Below are 18890 nucleotides of genomic sequence, written 5' to 3' on the forward strand. Positions count from 1 at the left end.
AATGCCTCTTATTTTGGATCTTGTGAAGCCTTTTGGCACTGCGCGAGATACGGAATGAGCGTTTTCATCAGATTCGAGCCCGTGGTTCCATAAAAAACGGGAATATCGGTTTCGGGCATCGGCTGGGTTGTTGTCATGCCCGCCAATGATGGCAATACGGATTCCTTCGGACTCAGCTGGCGCATGCCGATGGCGATGATTCGTCCAGGATAGCGCTTGGCGATGGTTGCATATGTGGTCGGGTCTTTCTGACCGTCGTCACCAATGAGTACGAAGCGCATTTTGGGGAAATCAGCCATGAGCTGGCCGATGAATTCGAGTTTGTGCTGAACGCCCGATGGAATGAAGGTCTTGGGGCGGGGATCTAGATCGCGCAGCAGCAGTGGCCCCGCGGGGAAACCTTGGTATGAGATGAAATGCCGAATGGAACTTTCCACGTTCCATGGCGATGTTGAGAGATAGAAGAATGGGGCGTCTGGGAAAATATCCGAAATCTTCGAATAGAGAACGCTCATTCCCGGAACCGACATTCTCTTGCGTGGATTGAGCAGCAGCATGTTATAGGCTGCCTTCCAGATGGTGGGAACCTGAGTGACCATGATGGTGTCGTCAACATCCGAAACAACACCGATTCCCGCCGACCTTGCAATGGTATACAACGCTGAGCGCACAGGTGCACGGCCACGAATCTTATACGAGACGTCGTGGATTCCTGGCGAGAGATGATGCTGAGCCAGCAGATCCAGATAACCGCGCGTATCCGACCAGGCGTATTTGCTGCTCAGCTCCTTAGATGAATCGGGCTTGTCATGCAGCTCGGATTCGCCGATTTGAACCGTGCGCAGCGGAGTATCATCGATGCTTATCTTCACTCGCGTATGCGGCGCCGGGACTGTGAACACCGTACGAATGCCACGAACCACTGCACCGGACTTTCCACGCTGAGGAGCCAGCATGGTTCGGCAGATCAGCCTTGAATAGGAATCCGTACCGTAGCCGACGTATGGCTCGACACGAGGAAACCAATCCAGCTGACGTGTGACTGCCGTGGAAAAACGCGTCCAAAGATTGAAGGAATGAATCAGCGCCCTTCTTGAGATCTGGATCAACAACGGCTGACGTTCAAGCCTCAGGCGCGGAGAAACTGTGTCAAAGCTGCTCGCGGTCTTCCTCGCACGTATTGGTGATGAGTCAGGAGTATCCATATCTTCTACCATACACAATCTCCACACATTTCACTGAATCAGTTTGCTTCGAAGCACATCATCAGGCTGCAAACACGGGTTATAGGCACTGAAGTGTGGGTTTATGCCTTCGCTGGTGTGTCGGAGTGTAATTCGTTCCAGTTGATGCCATGCTTCTCTCCCGTCATTCCGAGCGAGCGCAGCGAGTCGGTGATATGAACTTGACAGTTCCATCGTCATTCCGAGCGAGCGCAGCGAGTCGAGGGATCTTGGCTGTTGATGCTCGCAAGAGTGAGATCTCTCGACTCGCTGCGCTCGCTCGAGATGACAAGGAAGGCGGATTCGGTCGAGATGACAAGAGAGGCGGATTCGCTCAGGGTGACAAGGAAGGTGGATTCGCTCGAGATGACAAGAGAGGTCGGGGTGGCGGGCATCGACATTGGGTTGTTCCTGCTCTCGTGGTTGTGTTGCGATGCATGATGATGCCGCAATGCGGGTATAGGGTAGCGTTCATGCACCCCAAGTCACGCAGGATTATCAACCAGCATAAACCCCCAGTTGGGAGAACGTCTCACGGCATGTTTCACATATGCTTTCATGCCGTGACGTTATACCAGCGTAAAAAATTATCAAACAGGAGCAACGCCTGCTCCCACAAGGGCTAGAAAACGATTCCCCACACACTTCTGCGCCTATAAGCTGCAAACACAACGATGCACCGCAGCGGTCTGCAACGGTGCATCTATGAATTGGTTTCACATGCGATTTCGGGGCGCATGCCGGAACGACTACAATTCATCAAGTCCCAATCGTTTCGACTTGACGAGCATTACTTATTTGATGATTTTTGCGTATTCCTCGGCACTCAATAAATCAGGCTCATCGTCATCAAGCTCAATCTTGAGCAACCATCCCTCGCCGTATGGGTCATTGTTGATGACAGCTGGATCTTCGGATGCCTCACGATTCACGTATTTGATCGTTCCAGAAACCGGACTGACAAGCGGTTCGACAGCCTTCGACGATTCAAGTTCAACAACCTCATCGCCAGCTTCAATATGGCCACCTGCTTCTGGAAGATCAACGAATACCAAATCACCAAGCTGATCCTGCGCATATTCGGTTACACCAACAACCGCCGGCGATGTTGATGTATCAATCCAGACATGATCCTGTGAATACTGAAGATGCTCAGGAACATCAAGATTGCCTGTATTTGCGTTCTGTTCTTCACTCACGACTATTTCCTACCTTTCTCATTGCCGGTCTCTGTGACATATGCCAGCTCTTGTCAAGCAGCTGAAACGGTAATCGAATTCAGCGAACCGGTCCTGTGGGCTGTGCACCAGTGACCTTGACCATGGTTCCAACCTCTGCATTCTGATAAATCCATTGGGCATCCGACGTCAACATGTTGACGCAGCCATGGGAGCCGTGCGACACGGGGTCACCCGTCGCTATGCCAACCGTGTTCCACGGTGCAGCATGGAATCCCTCGCCGCCGTTGAAATAACTGATCCACTTGACACCTGGGGTGACATAGTCTGTACCACGCATGTCCTGTGTCTGATACTTGATATTGATATAGAAGGTGCCGTTGTCGGTCTGTGTAGAATCCTTGCCTGTGCAGACGTTGAAGGACTTGACCTTCGTGGATCCCTTATAGACGGTGACCGTCTGCTTTGCGCGATCAACCTCAATCCACATATCACCATTCGCCTTGGAATAATCGGCAACATGCGACTCGGTCTTGAATTTCTCGACTGAGGTCTCGGCTGCAATGGCGTCGGTCGAACCGTTCGTAAGGCTGGAGAGAACCTTTTGAGCCGTGGTATCGGTGTCTTTGATGCCGATGCCGTTGACACCCTTGGTGGTAACCGTCAGGACAGTGCCTTGCGCATTGGTGATATCCTTCTGCGTCACGGCATCCTGATTGAGCTGCTTCGGAAGCTCCGACTGCAGATATGCGCTTATCGCATCCTGATCGTATTGCAACGTCAGGGTGCCCTTGTCGAGGTTGCTCGTCGGTGTGATCCATGTTGCGAGCACATCGGACGGAATCGTGAAGCTCTTTGCCCCACCATTGTTGATCTTTACGCTTTGGGTGATTCGCTGATTTGCAGTATCCGCAGCCTGCTGGGCAGTATCCTCGGTGATTGGCATTGACACCGATGCATAGGTGATCGCCGCCGAGGTCGTCGTGCCAGGATTATCGACAATCTGGGCAACCGCAGACTCCACCGAATCAAGCTTTGGAGCCTTGCCCTCTTTGCCGACGGTGACCACGAATTTCTTGGCAGTCTTGTCATAGCTGACCGTTGATGCCTTCGCGCGTGCGCCTTCCGAGACAAATGTGGTGGTGAGGTAATCGCTCATGGCAGACTCATCAGTCGATGAGACGAGCTTGACCTGCTGACGCTGGAATGGATTGATTCTCAAGGCACCTGCTGAGGATTTCGCCTGCAAGAGGTTATTGACGGTCGCCTTGACATTGACCGTGACTCCCAAGTCCTTCAGACTCGCCTTCGTGTCTTGCTCTGCATTATCGGCAACCTCTACACGTGAATCGGAAACGGCTGATGTGACCGTCTGCGTCAGCTGAGCTGCATTTTGCCCGGCAACACTGTGGCTACCGAACATGACACCGGGTGCTGCCTTATCTGAAAAGTACGACTGTGCTGCGAAGAAACCACCAACAGCGGCAGCGATAAGCACAACAAGCATCACTAAGGTCACGATCAATCCCACGTGCCCATGAGATTTGGCGGCACCAGCGCCCGACCGATCCTCAAACTGCGAGAGAGTCGAATCCGAAGCATGCATACCAGCAAACTGACCTGTTGGAGGAAGCGGCGAGAACTGCATCGTGCTCTGCAAATCATTGTTGTCATTGTCGGGGCCAGAACCAGTCCCATAGCGGCTTCCAGAAGCAGCGGGAGCACCGGTGCCCCCAGGGGTTCGTGCGTTTGCACCACTATATGACGCCCCGTATTCATTGGCATTGGACTCGGTACCTGCGTCATCGCTTGAATTCCCGTGTGGCACAGGCGGTTCTGGAATACCTGAGTCAAAATACCCGTTATCTGACATACTGGGCCTTTCTATGTTTCTCACGCAGCTCGTCAAGCCTTGCCGATCGTTATGAACGTGCTGCGTTCGCCGTGCCGATTCTACTAGCAAAGTGAGTTACAAGCCACCATATAACCCAATTATTGCAGTTGGCATGGCATATGTTGCGAATTTCACACTTCGACTAAATTATCTGCGGTGTATAAAAGGCGTATAAACAATGCACGATAGCCTAGAACTCCGCTCCATACCATTCCTCAATCATGTATCGTGCGATGGTTGCCTTACCGGGGGCCTGCATTTCTCCGGTGGTGAGGGCCCGAATGAACTCGTCCCTGCTCACCCACCGAGCGCTTTGCGTCTCGACCCCGTCCACGTGTATTGCCGTATCGCGAGCGTAGCCCTTGAACGACATCATCAGCGAGGATGGGAATGGCCACGGCTGAGAACCGGTGTAGATAAGATCCGAGATTGCTATTCCCGTTTCTTCACGTGCCTCACGTCGTGCCGCATGTTCGAGGTTCTCGCCAGCCTCGACGAAACCCGCGGTGACCGAATAGAATCCTGGATTCCACGCACTATTATGCTGCAGCAGCAATCTGTCTTGTGCATCGACGATTGCCGTGATGACGGCGGGCTCAATCCTGGGAAATATGATTCTATTATCGTCCGCCGCATTCTGGCAGCGCTGCGCCCAACCGGAGTAGACACTTATGGTCGCAGTGCCGCAATATGGGCAGTAATGCTGAGCCCTATGCCACATGGATAACGTTGCAGCCGTGGTGGCGAGGCTTGCCTCGACAGTGGATGCGTGTGGAGCAAACTCCCGCAGTCCCACCCAGTCGCAGCGGCTCTGTGCAAGTTCGAGAATCGATGGTCGAGCCGATGAAGCGGCAAGTGATGACTCGTCGGCAACGAAGGCATTGTCGGCACTGACATTCCTAGGGTTCGGTACCTCCGCTGCAATGACGCTCTGTGAAATGTCAAGCGCAATGTAGGCGTGGTCCGCACGCGTACCAAGGAAAATAGGGATGCATTGCGAGTCCTGCACTGCGTTCCTAACTGCCTCCGCCTGCGTATCGGTCCGCATGCCCGACTGTGCATGCGGTATGAGATCACGCACATAGCTGCCGGCCAGCATGGTCAGTCGAATCTTGGCTACATCGTAATCGACGAGCTTGCCCTGTCCCTTGGGAATGGCGACCTTGCCTGACCGCACCAACATGACCCGTGTCGAATCATCGCCAAGAAGCCTGGCAATCAATTCTGGATCGTCCCTGCGATCCACCTGATAGTCAACACCATTCTGGGCTAGCGGCAGGAAAGGCAGAACATGGGTCAGCGCCAAAGGCGCAAACATGGATGCATGGTTGGATTGCTTGTCTTCATCATCTTCTGCAAGTGCCTGATCAGTCATGTACCCTGCCTACCAGATCAAGGAGTGCCCGAGCCACCTGCTCAGGATGCTCGACGGCACTGAAATGACCACAATCTTCAATGGCAGTAAAACTTGCATCCGTCGAGGTCATCGCCTGTTGCAATTCCTTCATGACTGCCGGTGGACTGGAAGGATCCTTGTCTCCAGACACAATCGCTGCAGGAACCGTGATCTGCGGTAGTACATCGCTCAGATCCGGTCGTCCGGCTGCCATGCGCTCACGCCATGCCACGCCTTCAGGACTTTGTTCGTTCAGCCAGGCGGTGAATTTTCTGATGAATGCCGCCGACTGCTTGACCGATGAATCCTTGTCTGTGGCCTTTGCAAAGCCCATCACTGGATCGACTGAATTCCCCTTCTCACACTGCCGTGCAATATTCAACCTGTTTTCGCGGCTGTGGCCGGCATCGCCCTGTGCCTTGGTGTCACACAGCGCAATCCCAGCAACCATTTCAGGGTGCAGCTTCTGCATCATGAGTGCAACGTAACCGCCCATGGACAATCCAACCCATATAGCCCTGGTGTGCCCCAGAGACTTCAGCAGCTCTGCATACCCCTGCGTCATTCGTTCCAACGCCTGCGGATATGCCCCATCTGGATCGACCGACCCGCTTTCCACGGCTGTCGGTATCTCGCTCGTTCCGGCTCCAGGCATCTGTGGAGCATAGATTGAGAATGGCGGTACGTCGTTGAGCGCAGACAAGTCACAGATCGCCTGTGCACATTCATCCCACATACGATGATCGATGGGGAATGCGTGGATCAACACAAGCGGAATGCCGAAACCATCCCTATATGTGGTGTTTTCTATCTTCATGGTCATATGTGATACTCCCATCACCATCAATTCACTGTGTCAGTCCACAGCGAATTGCCTACACAGTGAAATTGCCTAACACAGTGTCATTTTCTAACCCAGTGTGATTGCCTAACCCGGTGTCATTGCCTAACCCGGTGTCATTGCCTAACACAGTTCTATCTCAGGATTGTGAACCTGCCCATGCGAGAGCCTGTTGCACGATTCTTCCATGGCCATTCGGCATCTGGCTGATGAATTGATCGAGAAGCACGTTGGATGGTGCAACCCATTCAACGTCCAAGGTCTCATCACGAGGCTTGCAATCCCCTGCTATCGGAATGACATAGCACAGCGAGATGGCGTGCTGACGTGCATCGTAGAATTCCGAAACCCCAGGAGTCGGGAAGAATTCCGCAACGGTGAATGGTTGCAGACTCACCGGAATCAGTGGCAAGGCAAGCTCACCAAGATCCTTTGCGATGTTTCTGGCAATTGCCTCGCGAAGAGACTCATGAAACAGCACTCTGCCGGTGATGAGCGTACGCTCGATCGCTCCATCCTCACACATGCGAAGCAGCGAACCAACCTGTTCGATCTGACCGAAATCGTTGGTGCGAACCGGCACAATCTCTACATATGCAATCGGCAGCTGATGTCTGGCGCGATCGATATCCGCACTCCCCAGCCAACCTGGAGGGTTGTCAGACCCACTGACAAAGTCTTCAGGCGTAATGTGGTCAAATTCGCCGCGCTTGCGAGCCGAGTCGAAGTCGCCATCGTCAGGAATCTCATCATGTAAAACTGGCATAGCCCCATTATCTGTACAACACATGACCAAAGCCTTTCCCAGGCAGGGTCAGGTCATGGCAATGAGCCTAGAGCGTATAAGCCGTGGGTGAGTTAGATTGTTGTTCACATAGGTACTTGTTAGAGTGTGAGACTAAGCATGCGGAGGCAACACCGCAGATGAAAGGCAATGACGATGGCAACACAGACAGTAACTTCACAGAACTTCGAGCACACCATTAACGACAATGATCTTGTCTTTGTCGATTTCTGGGCAACATGGTGCCGTCCGTGCAAGGCGTTCGGGCCGATCTTCGAAAAGGCATCTGAATCCAATCCTGATATCACGTTCGGCAAGGTCGATATTGACGCCAATCAGGAACTGGCGGCCGCTGCCGACATTCAAGCCGTACCTACACTGATGGTGACCAAAAAGGGCCAGATCATCTTCAAGCAGGCAGGTGCTCTGCGCGCCTCCGATCTGGACGACTTGATCGCACAGGCGAAGAAGGCGGACCTTTCAGCTTCGGCGAAGTAATGGCGTTGCTCATTGTAGAAGTTTTTCACTCAAGGCACGATGGTCATATCGTGCCTTTTTTGTGTAGGCGGTCGTCTGTTCTGATGCCATGTGGAAAAATGCCCAACACACCTTTTTATGTGCATAAGTAAGTTGGCTGCGCTATGATATTGCAATTGTGTAAGCATTAGCGCCAATGCACAGTGGAGCTTCCGCCCAGCGCGGGGCGAAACCGCACTGTGGCCCGATATGGAATATGTCGGCACACGCTGCTTTGAGGAATCTGTAGTCGAAGACAGAGGAGAAAGATGGTAAGCCACCGCAGAGAACGAGTTTCCGTGTTCAAGGTCTTGACTAGAAGACAGCGAACCAGGCTTATTGCAGGAGCCGCGGCACTCATTCTGGCTGGCACCGCGGGCATTGTGTCGCGCGGCTTCTACAGCGAACCAGAAGCCCAGGCGAAAACTCAGGTCACATCGTATTCTGCAACGCAGATGCAAGGTCTTGAAGTTTCCAGAGATTCAGTGCGCAAGGCAATCAACGAAGGTCAAGGGGGATCTTCCACCGGTACGGCCTACGTCAAGGTAATCATCAACGGCAAATCAAAACTCATTCTTGGCGATAATTTCACCACCGTGAAATCGGTGCTCGATGCAGGCGATATCACACTTGAGCCTGACGACACCGTTGCACCCGGACTCAACACCAAGGTCACGGAATCGACGGTCATCCAGATTTCACGCTCGAATAGCGAGATTCAGTCTTCTGAGAGCGAAATTCCTTTCAACACCATCGAGGAAAAGACCGATAGCCTTCCCGCAGGCACAACCAAGGTGAAAACTGAGGGTAAGGCCGGCGTTATGGAGACCACGAGCCTTATTACCAAGGTCGGTGGCAAGAATTCCTCGAGCAATATCTTCGCCTCCTATGTCAAGAATGCTCCAGTGAACAAGGTCATTCTCATTGGCACGGGGAAGGTTCAGGCCACGACTTCCAGCTCGAGTGCTGCAACGACGACTGCAGTCTCCGTATCTTCGACATCCACCACCCCTGTCGGCACTGCGCAGAGCATTGCACATTCCCAGGTTGTGGCACGCGGATGGAGCGAAAGCGACTTTACCTGCCTCGTGCAGCTATGGAATCGCGAGTCGGGCTGGAGCACGACTGCTGCAAATCCTTCAGGCGCATATGGCATTCCTCAGGCTCTCCCGGGCAGCAAGATGGCATCCGCAGGATCGGACTGGGCCACCAATGCCGCAACGCAAATCACCTGGGGCCTTGGATACATAGCGGGAGGTTACACAAGCCCGTGCGGTGCCTGGTCCCATTCTGAATCGACCGGCTGGTACTAAATCCATCCGATCGTTACCTGCCGAATGTTGCGCGTGGTGCGCAGCTTGTGTTTTGGGAGTCGTTTTTCGAGCAAACTCAAGTGACGACTGACTGCAAAAGCACCACATGAGCACCACATGAGCACCACATGAGCCCCATGCATGCGTTCGCCTAGACACGCAGCCAGTGCCGTTGATTCAGTGCCGTTAATTCAGTGCCGTTGATTCATCAGACTCTGAAAATGCTCCCAGGACGCTTGTATATGAGTTCGGGTGAGATGTGCCGCTTCATCCCTACTGCCATTCATGATGGCATGCGCAATGGCTATATGCTCATCCCAAGCTTCGATGCCCCTTTTCGTCGTGATATTCACCGTAAAGTACATCTGCGTTTTCTTGTTCATCAGATCGATCATTTTGATCAAAATGGAATTTCCTGAATCCTGCGATAATTTCTCATGAAAACGCTCGTTGATATCCGAGAGCTCCTTCGTCATGCCTTCAGGATTGGAAAGAATGAGCTGCCGACCCTGCTGCGCCAGTCTCAGAAGCTCTGCAGAGCCTTCGTTATGCCGATCAGACGCGAGAGCTGCTGCATCGGATTCAAGTGCCATACGAACCTGAAAGATCTCTTCGACTTCATTGGATCGGGGAACATGGACCTTCGCACCCTGTGACTGCTGCATGTCAATCCATTGGTCCCCTTGCAAAATAAGGAACGCCTCACGAATCGGCACTCTGCTCACACCCAGCATGTTGGCCATACCCAATTCGGTAAGCCGTGTGCCGGCCGGCAATTCCCCAGAAACGATCAAATGGGTGATTCGCTCAACGACTTGATCTCGTATGGTCTTGGCCTTAGGAATGGGATTCAAGCCCACAGGGAGCAACTCTGTCAATGAAGGAGAATTGGCCGATTTCGCCGATTTCACAGAAGAATCAATACTCATTGTGCCTGTTCTTTCGATTGCTCTGACGCCGTCACGATATCGTATCCACGATACACGCTTGCCTTCGTGTTCATACGATCGCGAAGCTGTTGATCACATGTTCACCTGGTCAGTGATTGCACGAAATTGGACACATGCAAGCCCTTGAGTCTTACAGACAGGAGATATTGCTGTCGGTGCGGGATTCCGTTCCTCCAATCAACACTCCGGGAGCGGGCGAAACTATCATCTGTCCACGGCCAAAATCAGATAGATCCATACTCATCAGCATGTGGTGACCCCGTCGCTGAAGCTCAAGGGCAATGGATGTATCGAAACGATCCTCAACCCGAACGTTATTGTGGTCATCCCATCGCCATCTCGGGGCATCAAGCGCCTGCTGAGGGTCAAGTCCGAAATCAATGTAGTTCATGGCAACCTGCACGTGACCCTGTGGCTGCATGTAGCCGCCCATGACACCGAACGGACCGACCGGGTCTCCATCCTTCATCAGGAATCCTGGAATAATGGTGTGGTAGCTTCGCTTGCCAGGCTTCAATGCATTTGGCCTGCTTGGATCGAGAGAAAAGTCATACCCTCGGTTCTGCAGCGCGATACCGGTATTGGGAATCACTATGCCAGAGCCGAATCCCATGAAGTTCGACTGGATGTACGAGACCATGTTGCCCTCGTCATCAGCACAGCACATGTATACGGTTCCACTATTCGATGGCGTGCTCGTAGTGCGGACCTCTGCCGTGTCACCAATTCGAGCTGCCTGTTCAATGCCGAACTCTGGAGTGAGAAACTTTCCATAATCGACATCCGTATCATCCGGGTCAGTCACCGAATCGAAGGCGCAGCCGAAAGCTATCTTGATTGCCTCGATCTGTCGGTGATAGGTCAGTGCAACATCCTTGGCATCAAATGCAAAGTTCTTCAGAATGTTGAGCGCAATCAGTGCGACGATCCCCTGCCCGTTTGGAGGAATCTCGCATACGTCATAGCCTCGGTAGTTAACACTTATCGGATCGACCCATTCCGGTTTGAATCGTGCAAGATCCTCATATCTGATATATCCTCCTGAAGCTCGACTTGCAGCGTCTATCGCCTTGGCCAGCTCGCCGGTATACATCGCCTCGGCATGCGTATCGGCAATCTTTTCAAGAGTGTTGGCATGATTCGGCAAAGTGATGATATCGCCAGGCTGCGGGGTGCGACCATCCTTGGTAAATGTGGAGAACCACTCATCGAACACCTCGGGTGCGTGCGTCGCAGCATATCGCGCCGGTCCGCGGCTCCACAGCAGAGAGAGGTTGGGGTTGCAGGGATATCCGTTCCTTGCATAGTCAATTGCGGGAGCAAGATCCTGTGCGAAGGTCAGCTTTGCGAAACGATCATGCAGCGCAGCCCACGCGGCAGGGGCACCGGGCACGGTCACGGGAGTCCAGCCGAACCTTGGCATATGACCATCTACTGCATTGCCATCCTCGATCACCCGTTCTATGGAAAGTCCCAAGGGAGCTGGCCCACTCGCATTGAGACCGACCAGTCTGTGCTCCTTGGCACTCCATGCAATGCAGAAGGCATCGGCACCGATGCCGTTCGAGGTCGGTTCAACGACGGTCAATGCAGCAGCAGCAGCGATTGCAGCATCAAAGGCATTGCCCCCTTTAAGCATCGTTTGCAATCCCGCTGCAGATGCCTGTGGCATGGAGCAATTGACCATTGCCCGGCCGGCATAGAGTGGGTAACGTTTCGATGCATAGCGCTGAGATAGCGGATCAAACATGATTTTCTTTCCTAAGGTTGAATAATTCTTCAATGTGGTTGTGTCGTTCAGCGAAAATTCGCATGAGGAATTGCATTGAGCAGCTTCTTTGTGTATTCCGACTGTGGATCGTTGAACACCGTCTCGATGCTTCCCTGTTCCTGAACCGTTCCCTTGTAGAGCACCACAACGTTGTCGCAAAAGTATCGTGCCACGCCAAGATCGTGGGTAATCAGAAGATAGGTGTATCCAAACTCCTGCTGCAGCTTTCGCAGCAGCGACAGTATCTGATTCTGGACAAGCACATCCAGGGCAGAGACTGCCTCGTCCAGAATCAGCATCTTGGGGTGGATCGCCAGTGCGCGCGCTATGGCGATACGTTGCCGCTGGCCTCCGGAAAGCTGATCCGGTCTCCTGTGTGCGAATGCATGTGGCAGATCAACGTAGTCAAGCAGCGTGAGGACCCTGTTGCTGCGTTCTTCCGCGCTTCCCTCTCCCACAATGTTCAAGGGTTCCTGAATCAGATCCATCACGGTATACGAAGGATCGAGACTGGCATAGGGGTTCTGGAACACCGGCTGAAGGTATGTTCGCATCACTTTCATGGCTTCTCGGTCACCTGCATCGACAAGGTTGCCATCAACGATGATTCTACCCGAAGATGGCTGTTCCAGACCGAGGATCATGCGTGCCAGTGTGGTTTTACCCGATCCGGATTCACCGACCAGGGCCGTCGTCGTGCCTTTCGGCACTGTAAACGAAATATGGTTCGAAGCCAGAATCTCCTGTTTATGGAAACTACCCATCGTGAACAGCTTGGACACATCATCCACAAATAAAGCTGGCTGCATATCATCCGGCTTCGTGAGCGTGCGCTCGCCTTGGCTTCCATGGCTCAGGGCAACATCCGAGCTGATGAGCCTCTTCGTATATTCCTGTTGCGGATGCAGCACTATCTGCTCGGCAGTACCTGACTCAATGATTCGGCCATCATGCATCACTCCGATGTGGTCTGCCCTTTCGGCTGCCAGACCAAGATTGTGGGTGATGAAGAGCAGTGTGATTCCTCGATTCTTCACGAGCGATACCATATGATCAAGAATCGTCTTCTGAACCGTCACATCCAATGCACTGGTTGGTTCATCGGCGATGATGAGCGCAGGATTTCTTGATATCGCGATGGCAATGAGGATTCTCTGGCACATGCCTCCTGAAAATTCGTGCGGGAATTGATGCATTCTCCGTTCAGGATCGTCAATGCCCACCTCGCTCATCAAGGTGATGGTGGCTCGTCTGGCCTCTTTTCTGCTCACTTGTCCACCAGCCAGCAAAGCGTCCTCAATCTGCTTTCCCACTCTCATCGAAGGATTGAGATTGGTCATAGGATCCTGAGGAACATAGCCAAGATGGTCGCGACGGAATTCCCATCGAGACTTGTCTTGCAAGGCATTGGTCTGAGTGCCAAATATCGAGATATCTCCACTGAGTATCTTCTCGTCACTGGCATAGAGGCCAAGGATCGTTGAGAGGAATGTTGATTTTCCTGATCCAGAGGCGCCAACAACCGCATAGATCTCACCTTTGCCGACGCTAAGATCAACGCCGTGAAGCACTTCCTTCTCGCCGTACGCAACGGTGAGGCCCTGGACGCTTACGGCAGGAGCCGAATCACTCGCTTCGACCTTGGTATTCGTTTGCATGTCAACTCCTTTCATTGCAAGCAATCCTTGACGGCGTCCCCGAGGATGTTGAAGCTCAGACATATGACTGCAATCATCAGACCGGGGAAAATGCCCATGTATGGATCCACGCTGACATATTGCTGCGCATCGGAAAGCATCACTCCAAGACTGGGCGTCGGCGGCTGAATACCCAAACCCAGGAATGAAAGCACCGATTCTCCAAGTACAGCTGCAGGAACGATGATCGTATCCTGCACGATGATTGCAGGAAGGATGTTCCGTAGAATGTGCCGATACAGAGTCCGCTGCTTCGTTGAATTCATGGTGTAGGACGCGACGACATAATCCAACGCAGAAACTCGAAGGACTTCTCCGCGAACGATTCGAATCATCTGCGGTACATGGGCAATTCCCAGAGCTATCACCACGTTATTGAGACTTGCGCCACGAATGGCAGCAAGGCCAACGGCGATGATGAGCGAGGGGAAGGAGAGCATGATATCGGTGATTCGTGAGATTATCCCGTCACAGAACTTCCACTGGCCAGCCATGAGTCCAAGCGGCACGCCGATCACGTCGCAAAAGACGACGGTCAGCACACCAACAAGAAGTGAAGCTCGCATGCCGAACAGGATTCTCGTAAATATGTCACGTCCAAGATTGTCGGTTCCCAGCGGGTAGCCAACCGTGCCAGGAATTTGGTACACCGCCGAGAGATTCGTCTTGTCTGGCGAATAGGGAGCTATGATATTGGCACTCAATGCCACGAGAATAATGATGAGGCATAAGCTCAGACCAATGATTCCCGTTGGGGAATGCAGAAGCCTGTTCCAGAAGCCCCGCTGCCGTGAGGCATCGGCAGTGCTGATGGCGGCCGCTGTTCCACGGGTTTTCTTTGAAGAGGATTTGGTGAGGAAATTCATTGCTGGCCTCCCACTGCAATGCGCGGATCGAGATAGGAATACAGCACGTCCACAACGAAGTTGATCAGGATGTAGGCAACCGTGATGATGAGCACGACAATCTGAATGACGGGATAATCGCGAGAGAAGACACTATCGAGGATCATCTTGCCAAATCCAGGCAGCCCGAAGATGGATTCAGTCACCACGGCACCTGCAAGAAGGCTCCCCAGTTGGAGCCCGACGATGGTGACGACAACACCCAATGAGTTGCGGATTCCATAGGAGAAGAGAATGCGGGCGGGACTGATGCTTTTTGCACGCGCAGTCGTGATGTAATCGGAGGCCATGGTCTTTTTCATCGAAGTCTTCATCTGCCGAGCGATGGCGGCAACCAATTGGAAGGCGAGCACACTGGCAGGGAGAATCAGATGATATATGCTCTGCCCAACGTTGACGAATGGTGAGACATAGCCCGAGGCAGGGAAAAGACGAAGACTTACGCACAGAACCTGTATTGCCAGCATTCCCAGCCAGAAGTTGGGAATCGAAAGGCCAGCGACCGATATGCCGTCGACAATCCACGACGGCCAATGGGCATCGTAGCGCTGCGCAATCACGCCGAGAAGGATTCCGAATACCACAGCCAGAACTATGGCCATGAAAGAAAGCTCAAGGGTGACGGGAATCGTCGTTGCCAGCATGCCATTGACGGAAGAGCCGGTTCGCAGCGACACACCGAAATTGCCATGGAGGCAACGACCGATAAACCGTACATACTGAATCCATAGAGGCTGATCGAGACCCATCTGCGCTCTCGCAGCGGCAAGTCTCTCAGGCGTTGCCTCCTCACCGGCAAGAGCCAGGGCAGGATCGCCTGGCAGCATGCGAGCGACCAAGAAGACAAGTATTGACGAAACAACAATTGCTATTGCGGATTGCCACAATCGAGTGACCATGTATTTCAGCATGTACGATGCTCGCTTACTTGGCTAGAAATGCTGCATGCGAGACACGAAGCACTCCATCGCCATAGACATACACGCCTGCGATCTTCTTGCTCACACCAGTGAGGTAACGCATGCGATAGAGGTAGATGTACGGATCGTCTTCACGAAGTTGCTGTGATGCTTCACCGTAGAGTTTGGAGCGCTTGGTAAGATCATTGGTCGATGCTGCCTCGGTGAGCAGCGAATCCACGGTCTTATTGCTGTAGCCTGCATAATTCATCGCTGCGCCGGTCTTGAAGAAACTCGTGACATTGCCATCTGGATCGATTCTTCCCGACCAGCCAAGCTGCGCTGCATCTCCATACGTACCCTGATCGACGTTCGAGAGCAATGTCGTATATTCCACAGGATCGATCTCAAGGTCAAAACCGCCGGCCTTGACCTGAGATTGAATCGCCTGCATGAGCTGCTCGTTGAGAGACGTGTTCGTCACTTGGACCTTGATCTTGTAAGGCGTGGTGACACCTGCCTCTTTCAGCAGCTTTTTCGCCTTGGCAGGGTCATACTTCACACAGGTGTTGCTCGCCTTGGAAGCGTAAGGACTTTCGGGAGAGATGAAGGAACAGGCAGATTCATACATGCCGCCGAAAACACTGTTGACGAGTTGGGTTCGGTTGATGGACATGTCAAGCGCCTCACGAATCTTGGCATTCTTGGCGATGGGCGAATCTATCTGCTGCGTGGGCTGACCCACTCCCTTGGCGTTTGCAAGGTTGATGTATATGCCCTGGTTGCCTAGAGAGAGAACAGACATCAGACTGAGCGCGGAATTGCCCTTGACTGAGCTGGCATCCTGGGGTGTAAGGGAGTCAGCAACCTGAATGTCACCGGACTTGAGGTTCTGAGCGCGAATGGATGCATCGGTGATGATCTTGTACTCGATCTTGTCGAAGTGGACATCCTTCGCATCATAATAGTTGGGATCCTTCTCAAGGGTGATGCTGGTCGATGGAACGCGCTGCACCACCTTGTAGGCTCCCACGCAGACTGGTGCCGAAGCGAAATTATCACCCAGACTGTCAAGTGCCTTCGGAGACATGATCATTCCGGCACGATCCGCAAGCACAGCCGTAAGGGGTGCATATGGCTTGGATAGGTCAATCTGAACGCTATATTCGCCCGTTGCGGAAACCTTGGTGATGGGACCAAGCTCTGTCTTGCGCGCGGATGCCTTGTTGGTCAGATCGCGTTCGAGCGTCTTTACCACTGCAGCGGCATTGAATGCCGTGCCATCACCGAATTTCACGCCTTTGCGTACATTGAACGAATATGTCAGACCATCACTGGAAATCTTCGGCTTGCCCGAAGCCAGCAACGGCACTGTTTCATCCTTGCTGTTGATGTCATAGAGCTTTTCGCAGGTATTCTGGAACACATATCTCGAATACAGTGAAGATGAGAGCGTCGGATCGAGTTTGTCGGGATCAGAGGAAAGACCGATGGTCAGTGTGCCACCATTCTTGATTTTCTGATTGCCGATTGCGATACCGGTCACTTCTTTGGAAACTGACTTTTGAGCATCGGAATTCGTTGCGTTGTTCTGGACTGCACTTCCGCATCCAGCCGAGAATCCCAACACCATAGATGCAGCAGCAACGGCAGTTAATATTTTGATTGCAGATTTCTGCATTTCATCTCCCCTTTTTTTATCAAACAGCCCATGACGTGGTACGTGTGCTGTTGATTGCATACTGTATACAATGATGTTGTTTCAATTGTTACCAATGGATAACACCACAATTCACATCGTTAACTTTGTGCATACGAAATGTGCGATCGAGGGTATACCACAGGTTGTGCCTTGGAAGTCAGTTTTCACCCGAATTTGCTCGAAACGCGACTTCCAAAGCACAATCTGCTCAATCTGCACAACATTCGATGGGAAACGACCGGACGCACATTGTTGCCGTAAAAGATCTGGAGATCGATACAAGTGTGCCCAGCCCGTTCGAGTTGTGGAAACTCCTCGAAAAGGCTGGGCGCACTGATCCTATGTGGATCCATTCATGATTGAGCAGATTGAGCAGTCAGAATCGCAGCGGAAACCAACTGCCGACACACAAGGCTACAGCACTGCCTGAAGCACGAAATCAAGCACGAAGAGCAAAGCTACAATCCAAATGACGATGTTGACTTCCTTGGCCTTGCGCTTGAAGGTCATGGTAAGGCAATAGACCAGGAAGCCCGCTGCGATGCCATAGGAAATCGAGTAGGCAAACGCCATGAACACCGACGTGAAGAAGGCAGGAATTGCTTCGGTGATGTCGTCCCACTTGATTTCGCGGAACGAGCTCATCATCATGCAGCCAACGAGCACAAGCACTGGAGCTGTTGCCGCAGAAGGGATTGCGGAAACAACGGGTGCAAGGAAGGCGCTCAATGCGAAGCAGATTGAAACCACAACCGAGGTTAGACCTGTACGGCCGCCAGCGGCGATGCCTGCTGCAGATTCAACGTAGGTGGTGGTGTTTGACGTTCCAATGAGAGCACCGACTGATGTTGCCGTTGCATCTGCGAAGAGAGCCTTGTCCATCTTTGAACTGAAACCGGAACCGTTCTCAAGCGCTTCCTCATCAGCCTGCGAGAAGATACCGGAACGACGGCCAGTACCAACGAAGGTGCCGATGGTGTCGAAGGTATCAGAGAGAGAGAACGCGAAGATCGTGATGATCACGATAGGAAGCTTTGCCGGGTCAGAGAACAGAGAACCGAAACCTGCGTGGGTGAAGATAGCCAGGAAGGTCTGTGGAAGCTCGGTGAATGACTGGCCAAGATTGGTTGCCGCACTCATTGTCGTGACACCCATGGGAATACCGATGATGGATGTCAACGCGATGGCAATGACAAAGCCGCCTTTATTGATGAATGAAAGGCGGCCTTTGAACTTGAACACCAAGAAGAATATGGCGAGCAGCAGTCCAATAAGGAACAAAACGGTGGTGCTGGTATTGAATATGGTCAGACCAGGGTTGGCGAGTGCCGGTGCCGTCTTGTCTGGACTGAATTTGATGATGCCGACATTGAGCAGCCCAACATAGGCGATGAAGATACCGATACCGCCGCCGATTGCGTGCTGAAGCATTGGCGGAATTGACTTGATGATCAGCTTTCTGATCTTGGTGGCTGTGATGATGATGTTGATCAGACCACAGATGAACACCATGCTCAAAGTCTCTTGCCATGTGAAGCCGAGACCCTTCACGACGGTGAAGGTGAAGAAGGCATTCAGACCCATTCCAGGAGCCAGAGCATAGGGCACGTTTGCGACCAAGCCCATGACGAGCGTACCGATGATGGATGCGATGATTGTTGCGAGAAATACTGCTCCCCAAGGCATTCCCGTTTTAGAAAGTACTTCTGGATTTACCGCGATGATGTATGCCATTGCGAAGAAGGTTGTGATACCTGCAACCACTTCTGTTGAGACGCTAGTCCCGTTCTCCTTCAATTTGAAGAACCTGTCCATACTCTC

16 protein-coding genes are annotated in these 18890 nt (G+C 52.6%); 2 read left to right on the top strand and 14 right to left on the bottom strand.

What is annotated here, in order from left to right:
- Window positions 1-8: 8 nt before the first annotated feature.
- The 7 genes from BAQU_RS07865 to BAQU_RS07900 form a co-directional block, all read right to left on the bottom strand.
- The gene (locus BAQU_RS07865; protein ID WP_094694474.1) at window positions 9-1217 is read right to left on the bottom strand and encodes an App1 family protein; all 1209 of its coding nucleotides are present in this window, start codon (window positions 1215-1217) and stop codon (window positions 9-11) included.
- A gap of 203 nt (window positions 1218-1420) precedes the next feature.
- Window positions 1421-1618: a hypothetical protein gene (locus BAQU_RS07875; protein ID WP_158215675.1), complete on the bottom strand. Its 198-nt coding sequence runs from the start codon at window positions 1616-1618 to the stop codon at window positions 1421-1423.
- 399 nt (window positions 1619-2017) lie between these two features.
- Window positions 2018-2422, bottom strand: coding sequence for a glycine cleavage system protein GcvH (gene gcvH, locus BAQU_RS07880; RefSeq protein ID WP_415447107.1), 405 nt, complete (start codon window positions 2420-2422; stop codon window positions 2018-2020).
- Between the two features lie 79 nt (window positions 2423-2501).
- Window positions 2502-4274, bottom strand: coding sequence for a L,D-transpeptidase (locus tag BAQU_RS07885; RefSeq protein ID WP_094694482.1), 1773 nt, complete (start codon window positions 4272-4274; stop codon window positions 2502-2504).
- A 211-nt stretch (window positions 4275-4485) separates the two neighbouring features.
- A complete protein-coding gene (nudC, locus tag BAQU_RS07890) occupies window positions 4486-5613 on the bottom strand; it encodes an NAD(+) diphosphatase (RefSeq protein ID WP_094694533.1) in 1128 nt (375 codons plus the stop codon).
- A gap of 49 nt (window positions 5614-5662) precedes the next feature.
- On the bottom strand, window positions 5663-6514 hold the full coding sequence (locus BAQU_RS07895) for an alpha/beta fold hydrolase (protein WP_169713288.1): 852 nt from the start codon (window positions 6512-6514) through the stop codon (window positions 5663-5665).
- A 157-nt stretch (window positions 6515-6671) separates the two neighbouring features.
- The gene (locus BAQU_RS07900) at window positions 6672-7298 is read right to left on the bottom strand and encodes an NUDIX hydrolase family protein (RefSeq protein ID WP_094694484.1); all 627 of its coding nucleotides are present in this window, start codon (window positions 7296-7298) and stop codon (window positions 6672-6674) included.
- 174 nt (window positions 7299-7472) lie between these two features.
- Between BAQU_RS07900 and trxA the strand changes: the two genes are divergently transcribed.
- Window positions 7473-7814, top strand: coding sequence for a thioredoxin (trxA, locus tag BAQU_RS07905; RefSeq protein WP_094694537.1), 342 nt, complete (start codon window positions 7473-7475; stop codon window positions 7812-7814).
- Window positions 7815-8101: 287 nt separating this feature from the next.
- Entirely contained in the window at window positions 8102-9145 is a 1044-nt protein-coding gene (locus BAQU_RS07910; protein ID WP_094694486.1) for an aggregation-promoting factor C-terminal-like domain-containing protein, read from the top strand.
- A gap of 191 nt (window positions 9146-9336) precedes the next feature.
- Here BAQU_RS07910 and BAQU_RS07915 read toward each other — a convergent pair whose 3' ends face one another.
- The 7 genes from BAQU_RS07915 to BAQU_RS07945 form a co-directional block, all read right to left on the bottom strand.
- Window positions 9337-10074, bottom strand: a complete 738-nt coding sequence (locus tag BAQU_RS07915) for a GntR family transcriptional regulator (protein ID WP_094694488.1) — start codon at window positions 10072-10074, stop codon at window positions 9337-9339.
- A 151-nt stretch (window positions 10075-10225) separates the two neighbouring features.
- Window positions 10226-11845, bottom strand: coding sequence for a gamma-glutamyltransferase family protein (locus tag BAQU_RS07920; protein WP_094694490.1), 1620 nt, complete (start codon window positions 11843-11845; stop codon window positions 10226-10228).
- 47 nt (window positions 11846-11892) lie between these two features.
- Window positions 11893-13524 carry an ABC transporter ATP-binding protein gene (locus BAQU_RS07925; protein ID WP_094694539.1) on the bottom strand — a complete coding sequence of 544 codons (1632 nt, stop codon included), beginning with the start codon at window positions 13522-13524 and terminating at the stop codon, window positions 11893-11895.
- Between the two features lie 11 nt (window positions 13525-13535).
- A complete protein-coding gene (locus BAQU_RS07930; protein ID WP_094694492.1) occupies window positions 13536-14429 on the bottom strand; it encodes an ABC transporter permease in 894 nt (297 codons plus the stop codon).
- On the bottom strand, window positions 14426-15379 hold the full coding sequence (locus BAQU_RS07935) for an ABC transporter permease (protein ID WP_094694494.1): 954 nt from the start codon (window positions 15377-15379) through the stop codon (window positions 14426-14428). Before BAQU_RS07935 ends, BAQU_RS07930 begins: the two co-directional genes overlap by 4 nt.
- A 13-nt stretch (window positions 15380-15392) precedes the next feature.
- Window positions 15393-17048, bottom strand: a complete 1656-nt coding sequence (locus BAQU_RS07940) for an ABC transporter substrate-binding protein (protein ID WP_211277144.1) — start codon at window positions 17046-17048, stop codon at window positions 15393-15395.
- Window positions 17049-17483: 435 nt separating this feature from the next.
- Window positions 17484-18884 carry an NCS2 family permease gene (locus tag BAQU_RS07945; RefSeq protein WP_094694496.1) on the bottom strand — a complete coding sequence of 467 codons (1401 nt, stop codon included), beginning with the start codon at window positions 18882-18884 and terminating at the stop codon, window positions 17484-17486.
- Between the last annotated feature and the right edge of the window lie 6 nt (window positions 18885-18890).

It is taken from the genome of Bifidobacterium aquikefiri, assembly GCF_002259795.1.
Classification (GTDB): Bacteria; Actinomycetota; Actinomycetes; order Actinomycetales; family Bifidobacteriaceae; genus Bombiscardovia; species Bombiscardovia aquikefiri.

What these genes read in the sequence shown, in the direction of transcription:
- BAQU_RS07865 (WP_094694474.1), bottom strand. Translation starts at nt 1,217, where the DNA reads ATGGTAGAAGATATGGATACTCCTGACTCATCACCAATACGTGCGAGG.
- BAQU_RS07875 (WP_158215675.1), bottom strand. Translation starts at nt 1,618, where the DNA reads ATGCCCGCCACCCCGACCTCTCTTGTCATCTCGAGCGAATCCACCTTC.
- BAQU_RS07885 (WP_094694482.1), bottom strand. Translation starts at nt 4,274, where the DNA reads ATGTCAGATAACGGGTATTTTGACTCAGGTATTCCAGAACCGCCTGTG.
- nudC (WP_094694533.1), bottom strand. Translation starts at nt 5,613, where the DNA reads ATGTTTGCGCCTTTGGCGCTGACCCATGTTCTGCCTTTCCTGCCGCTA.
- BAQU_RS07895 (WP_169713288.1), bottom strand. Translation starts at nt 6,514, where the DNA reads ATGACCATGAAGATAGAAAACACCACATATAGGGATGGTTTCGGCATT.
- BAQU_RS07900 (WP_094694484.1), bottom strand. Translation starts at nt 7,298, where the DNA reads ATGCCAGTTTTACATGATGAGATTCCTGACGATGGCGACTTCGACTCG.
- trxA (WP_094694537.1), top strand. Translation starts at nt 7,473, where the DNA reads ATGGCAACACAGACAGTAACTTCACAGAACTTCGAGCACACCATTAAC.
- BAQU_RS07910 (WP_094694486.1), top strand. Translation starts at nt 8,102, where the DNA reads ATGGTAAGCCACCGCAGAGAACGAGTTTCCGTGTTCAAGGTCTTGACT.
- BAQU_RS07915 (WP_094694488.1), bottom strand. Translation starts at nt 10,074, where the DNA reads ATGAGTATTGATTCTTCTGTGAAATCGGCGAAATCGGCCAATTCTCCT.
- BAQU_RS07920 (WP_094694490.1), bottom strand. Translation starts at nt 11,845, where the DNA reads ATGTTTGATCCGCTATCTCAGCGCTATGCATCGAAACGTTACCCACTC.
- BAQU_RS07925 (WP_094694539.1), bottom strand. Translation starts at nt 13,524, where the DNA reads ATGCAAACGAATACCAAGGTCGAAGCGAGTGATTCGGCTCCTGCCGTA.
- BAQU_RS07930 (WP_094694492.1), bottom strand. Translation starts at nt 14,429, where the DNA reads ATGAATTTCCTCACCAAATCCTCTTCAAAGAAAACCCGTGGAACAGCG.
- BAQU_RS07935 (WP_094694494.1), bottom strand. Translation starts at nt 15,379, where the DNA reads ATGCTGAAATACATGGTCACTCGATTGTGGCAATCCGCAATAGCAATT.
- BAQU_RS07940 (WP_211277144.1), bottom strand. Translation starts at nt 17,048, where the DNA reads ATGCAGAAATCTGCAATCAAAATATTAACTGCCGTTGCTGCTGCATCT.
- BAQU_RS07945 (WP_094694496.1), bottom strand. Translation starts at nt 18,884, where the DNA reads ATGGACAGGTTCTTCAAATTGAAGGAGAACGGGACTAGCGTCTCAACA.